We start from the raw sequence: 5,883 nt of genomic DNA on the forward strand, positions 1-5,883 counted from the left end.
GGGGGGGGGGGGCGCCCCCGCGCGCGCCGGCGCCAACCCCCCGGGCCGGGGCCACGGCCGGGCCCCGCGGCACCGGGCGACCGCCGCGCGGCGGCGGGGTGAACGCGCGGCGACCGGCGCGGGTCCGGCGCCCGGCGCCGGCCGCCAGCGCGCCCCGGGCGGGCACGCGCTGCGCGTGGTGGGTCCGCACCGGGGTGCCGGGGACGTACGATGACCGTGCACCGTCCCCCTACGGAGGTTGAGCACCATGGGCGCAATGAAGCCCTGGCACATCATCGTGCTGGTCGTCGTTCTGCTGCTGCTGTTCGGCGCCAAGCGCCTTCCCGACGCCGCGCGGGGGCTGGGCCGGTCGCTGCGCATCTTCAAGAGCGAGGTCAAGGAGATGCAGAAGGACGACGACGACGTCGCCGAGCGCGGCACCGCCTTCACCCCCAAGGCCCTCGACGACGGCCAGGTCAACGGCACCGCCCCGCACGTCAACGGCACCCGCAGCGCCAGCGAGGCCTCCAGCGCCCCGCGCGAGCGCTGACCCGCCGCTGACCGAGCACCGACGCACACGGAGGACCCCGGCGACGTGGCTGTGACGACGTTCCGACGGCGCCGGCCGCCGAAGGACCCCGAGGGGCGCATGCCCCTGCGCGAGCACCTGGACGAGCTGCGCAAGCGGCTCTTCCGCGCTGCCCTCGGGGTCGTGCTCGGCGCGGTGGCCGGCTGGTGGCTGTGGGGCGACCTCGTCCTGCCCCAGCTGATCCGCCCCCTGCAGCAGCTGACCAACGGCACGCTGAACTACGACAGCGTGGTCGGGCCCATCGAGGTCCAGGTCAAGGGCGCGATCTGGGTGGGCCTCATCGTCTCCAGCCCCGTGTGGATCTACCAGCTGTGGGCCTTCGTCACCCCCGGGCTGACGAAGAAGGAGCGCCGCTACGCGGTCGGCTTCGTCGCCGCGGCCGTGCCGCTCTTCCTGGCCGGCGTGGCGCTGGCCGCCTCGGTGCTGCCCACGACCATCCACCTGCTCTCGGAGTTCACGGCCGAGGGGTCCTCGACCTTCATCACGGCGAACAACTACCTGTCGTTCGTCATGCGCCTGCTGCTGGCGTTCGGCATCTCCTTCCTGGTGCCCGTGCTGCTGGTGGCGCTGAACTTCGCCGGCCTGGTCTCCGGGCGGGCGATCCTGAAGCAGTGGCGCATCGTCGTCTTCCTCTGCTTCGTCTTCGCGGCGATCTTCACGCCCACCCCGGACGCGCTGACCATGATCGTCATGGCCCTGCCGCTGATCCTGCTGTTCTTCGTCGCGATCGGCGTGTGCATCTGGAACGACAAGCGCCGCGCCCGCCGCGAGGGGCGCTCGGAGTTCGCGGACCTCTCCGACGACGAAGCCAGCCCCCTCTGAGGGGCCCGGCCGCACCCCGGGGCCGGGCCGCGTGAGCGGTCCCGGCCCCGTCGGCCTGCTCGTCAACCCCACCGCCGGCCGCGGCGCCGGGTTCGCCGCCGGCGCCCGCGTGCGCGCCGAGCTGCGCCGCCTCGGCCACGCCGTCACCGACCTGTCCGGCCCGGACCTGGACGCCGCCCGCGCCGCCGCGCGCCGCGCCGCGGGGGAGCTGCAGGCCCTCGTGGTCGTCGGCGGCGACGGCCTCGTGCACGCCGCCGTGCAGGAGGTCGCCGGCACCGCCACCGCGCTGGGCATCGTGCCCGCCGGCACCGGCAACGACGTCGCGCGCGGGCTGGACCTGCCGCTGGGCGACCCGGTGGCGGCCGTGGCCGCCGTCTCCGCCGCCCTGCGCTCGGGCGCGCGCCGGGCCGTGGACGCGGTGCGGGTGCGCAGCGCCGAGGGGGAGCGCTGGTACGCCAGCATCCTGGCCTCCGGCGTCGACGCCCTGGTCAACGAGCGGGCCAACGCCTGGCGCTGGCCCTCCGGCCCGGCCCGCTACACCCTCGCCGCGGTGCGCGAGCTGCTCGTCGTGCGCGGGCTGCCCCTGCGCGTCACCCTCGACGGGCGCGTCCTGGAGCAGGAGGTCCTCCTCGTCGCCGTCGCCAACACCCGCTGCTACGGCGGCGGGCTGGCCGTGGCCCCGGGCGCGGACCCCGCCGACGGGCTGCTGGACGTCGTCGTCGTGGACGCGCTGTCCACCGTGCCCGCGGTGCGCCTGTTCACCAAGCTGCGCCCCGGCGAGCACCTGGGCTCCCCGGCGGTGCGCGTGCACCGCGCCCGCACGGTGCGCCTGGAGCCGCTGGAGGCGGCCGCCGGCGCGCGCCGGGCCCGCCTGCCGCGCCCGCACGCCGACGGCGAGCCCGTGGGCCGGCTGCCGCTGACGTGCGAGGTGGTGCCCGCGGCGCTGCGCGTGCTCGCCTAGGAGCGCTGTTGCGCCGGGGGGTCGGCGCGCACCGCTGGTGGCCGTGACGTACTGTCGCGACATGGCGAGCCCCGCGGAACGTTACGCGGCAGCGCGCCGCCGGACTGAGGAGTCGCGCACCGAGCTGGCGCGCTTCGCGAGCACGGTCGGCTTCGAGCTCGACGGCTTCCAGCTGCAGGCGTGCCGCGCGCTGGAGGCCGGGCGCGGCGTCCTCGTCGCCGCCCCCACCGGCGCCGGCAAGACGGTCGTCGGCGAGTTCGCGGTGCACCTGGCGCTGAGCACCGGCCGCAAGGCCTTCTACACCACGCCCATCAAGGCGCTGAGCAACCAGAAGTACGCCGAGCTCGTCGAGCGCCACGGCGCCGCCAGCGTCGGCCTGCTCACCGGCGACAACTCCGTCAACGGCGAGGCGCCCGTGGTCGTGATGACCACCGAGGTGCTGCGCAACATGCTCTACGCCGGCTCCGCGCTGCTCGACGGCCTGGGCCACGTGGTGATGGACGAGGTGCACTACCTCGCCGACCGCTCCCGCGGGGCGGTGTGGGAGGAGGTGATCATCCACCTGCCCTCCGACGTGCTGGTGACCTCCCTGTCGGCCACCGTCTCCAACGCCGAGGAGTTCGGCGCCTGGCTGGACACCGTGCGCGGCGACACCGAGGTCGTCGTCTCCGAGCACCGGCCCGTGCCGCTGTGGCAGCACCTGCTGGTCGGCACCGAGCTGTACGACCTGTTCACCGACCCCGCCGGCGACCCGCTGGAGGGCGACGAGGGCTCCCTGGTGCCCGGCGCCATCGTCAACCCCGAGCTGGTGGCCATGGCCCGCCAGCAGCTGCGCAGCGACCGCCTCGCCGCCGCCGGGCGCGGGCGCGGCCGCGGGCCGGGCCGCCCGCGACCCGGTGGCGGCCGCTTCGCCGCCGGCCCGCCCGGCGGGCGCACCCCCAGCCGCGCGCAGGTCCTGGAGCGCCTCGACGCCGCCGGGCTGCTGCCGGCGATCACCTTCATCTTCAGCCGCGCCGGCTGCGACGCGGCCGTGCAGCAGTGCGTGGCCTGGGGCCTGCGGCTGACCACCCCGGAGGACTCCCGGCGCATCCGCGCGATCGCCGAGGAGCGCTGCGCGGAGATCCCCTCCTCGGACCTGGCGGTGCTGGGCTACTGGGAGTGGCTCGACGGGCTCGAGCGCGGCCTGGCCGCCCACCACGCCGGCCTGCTGCCGGTCTTCAAGGAGACCGTCGAGCAGCTCTTCGCCGACGGCCTGGTCAAGGCGGTCTTCGCCACCGAGACCCTGGCCCTGGGCGTGAACATGCCCGCCCGCTCCGTCGTGCTCGAGCGCCTGGTGAAGTGGAACGGGCAGACCCACGTCGACGTCACGCCGGGGGAGTACACCCAGCTCACCGGCCGCGCCGGGCGCCGCGGCATCGACGTGGAGGGCCACGCCGTCGTCCTGTGGAGCGCGGGCACCGACCCCGAGGCCGTCGCGGGCCTGGCCTCGCGGCGCACCTTCCCGCTGCGCTCCAGCTTCCGGCCCACGTACAACATGGCCGTCAACCTCGTCGAGCAGGTCGGCCGCGAGCGCTCCCGCGACATCCTCGAGACGTCCTTCGCGCAGTTCCAGGCCGACCGCGCCGTCGTGGGGCAGGCCCAGCAGATCCGCGAGCAGCAGCGCGCCCTGGCCGGCTACCGCGAGGCGATGACCTGCCACCTGGGCGACTTCGCCGAGTACTTCGCGCTGCGCCAGCGCGTCACCGAGCGGGAGAAGGAGCTCTCCCGCGCCGGCGCCGCCGAGCGCCGCGCCGAGGCCCGCCGCTCCGTGGAGTCCCTCAGCACCGGCGACGTCGTGCGCCTGCCCGGCGGGCGCCGGGAGGTCTTCGGCGTGGTGCTCGACCTCGTCGACGGCAAGGGCTTCGACGGGCCGTCCCCGCGCGTGCTCAGCCAGGACCGGCAGGTGCGCACCGTCTCCGCGCACGACTTCACCGGCGCCGTCGAGCCGGTGGCGCGCGTGAAGGTCCCCAAGGCGTTCAACTGGCGCAGCCCCCAGGCCCGCCGCGACCTGGCCTCCTCGCTGCGCAACGCCCTGGCCGAGGTCGGCGGCGGCGACGTGCCGCGCCGCCGCCGCGGCGGGTCCGCGGCGGCCGACGAGGACCCGGTGCTCGCCGAGCTGCGCGAGCGGCTGCGCGCCCACCCCTGCCACGGCTGCGCCGACCGCGAGGAGCACGCCCGCTGGGCCGTGCGCGAGGAGAAGCTGGCCCGCGACACCAGGGCGCTGCAGCGCAGCATCGAGGGCCGCACCGGCACCATCGCCCGCACCTTCGACCGGGTGTGCGACCTGCTCGCCGAGCTGGGGTACCTCACCCCCGACGGCAGCGCGGTCACCGACATCGGCCGCAGCCTGCGCCGCATCAACGCCGAGACCGACCTGCTCGTGGCGCAGTGCCTGCGCCGCGGCGCCTGGGCGGGCCTGGGGCCCGCCGACCTGGCGGCGGCGGTGTCCACCCTGGTGCACGAGTCCCGCCGCGACGAGGGATCGCGCACCGAGCGCGTGCCCCGCCGCGCCGAGGACGCCATCGCGGCCACCGTGCGGCTGTGGAGCGAGCTCACCGACCGCGAGGAGCACCACAAGGTGCCCGCGACCCGCGAGCCGGACGCCGGCCTGGCGTGGGCGGTGCACCGCTGGGCCTCGGGGCACCGCCTGGACGCGGTGCTGCGCGAGGCGGACCTGGCCGCCGGCGACTTCGTGCGCCGCTGCAAGCAGCTGGTGGACCTGCTGGACCAGATCGCCTCCGCCTCGGTGGACCCCGCGGTGCGCTCCTCGGCCCGCGAGGCCGTGGACGCGGTGCGTCGCGGCGTGGTGGCCCACACCTCCCTGACCTGAGCCGGCCCCGCCGCGCGGTCTCGACCTCACCCTCGAGGTGAGGTCGAGACCGCCTCACCGGTCGGCCAGCGCCGCCAGCACCCGCTGCACGCTCGAGCCCAGCCCCCAGCGCGCCACCAGCGCCTCCAGCGCCGCCGGGTCGGCCGCCGTGCGCGGCAGCTCGTCGGCCACCCGCGCCACCGGCGCGCCGGCCGCGGTGCGCACCACCACCGGGGCGGCGTCGAGGTAGTCCGCGGCCTCCAGCAGGCGGCGGCGCTGCCCGGCCGGCAGGGCCGAGGAGGGGTCTGCGGCCGCGGCCCGCACCCCCGCCAGGTCCCCGTAGCGCTCCAGCAGCGCCGCGGCCGTCTTGGCCCCGACGCCGGGCACGCCGGGCAGCCCGTCCGAGGGGTCCCCGCGCAGCACCGCCAGGTCCGCGTACCGGGCGCCCGGGCGCACCCCGTGGTGCGCCTGCAGCCACGCCTCGTCGACCACCTCGGCCCGGCGCACGCCCCGGCCCACGTACAGCACCCGCACCCCGGCGGCGTCGTCCACGAGCTGGAACAGGTCGCGGTCCCCGGTGACGGCGAGCACCCCGCCGCCGCGGGGGGGGGGGGCGGGGGGCGGCGGCGGGGGGGGGGTGTGGTGGTGGGCCTGGTTACTGGGAGAACCCACCCCCCCGGAGAC

Annotated in this window: 4 protein-coding genes and 1 pseudogene; 4 read left to right on the top strand and 1 reads right to left on the bottom strand. The window is 76.8% G+C overall.

Going from position 1 to position 5,883, the window contains the following annotated elements; genetic code table 11:
* The first annotated feature begins 247 nt into the window (after positions 1 to 247).
* From tatA to ACRYR7_RS23750, 4 genes are all read left to right on the top strand, one after another.
* On the top strand, positions 248 to 529 hold the full coding sequence (tatA, locus tag ACRYR7_RS23735; protein WP_432574718.1) for a Sec-independent protein translocase subunit TatA: 282 nt from the start codon (positions 248 to 250) through the stop codon (positions 527 to 529).
* A 45-nt stretch (positions 530 to 574) separates the two neighbouring features.
* A complete protein-coding gene (gene tatC, locus ACRYR7_RS23740; RefSeq protein WP_432574720.1) occupies positions 575 to 1,390 on the top strand; it encodes a twin-arginine translocase subunit TatC in 816 nt (271 codons plus the stop codon).
* Positions 1,391 to 1,421: 31 nt separating this feature from the next.
* Complete coding sequence (locus tag ACRYR7_RS23745; protein ID WP_432574722.1) at positions 1,422 to 2,351, top strand: diacylglycerol/lipid kinase family protein; 930 nt, start codon at positions 1,422 to 1,424, stop codon at positions 2,349 to 2,351.
* A 61-nt stretch (positions 2,352 to 2,412) separates the two neighbouring features.
* Positions 2,413 to 5,220, top strand: coding sequence for a DEAD/DEAH box helicase (locus tag ACRYR7_RS23750; RefSeq protein ID WP_432574724.1), 2,808 nt, complete (start codon positions 2,413 to 2,415; stop codon positions 5,218 to 5,220).
* Positions 5,221 to 5,274: 54 nt separating this feature from the next.
* Here the strand turns inward: ACRYR7_RS23750 and ACRYR7_RS23755 are convergent.
* Positions 5,275 to 5,796 (bottom strand): annotated as a pseudogene (locus ACRYR7_RS23755) (5'-3' exonuclease); the annotation flags it as partial.
* Positions 5,797 to 5,883: the final 87 nt, after the last annotated feature.

It is taken from the genome of Kineococcus gurbantunggutensis (assembly GCF_050871925.1).
In the GTDB taxonomy this organism is placed as follows: Bacteria; Actinomycetota; Actinomycetes; order Actinomycetales; family Kineococcaceae; genus Kineococcus.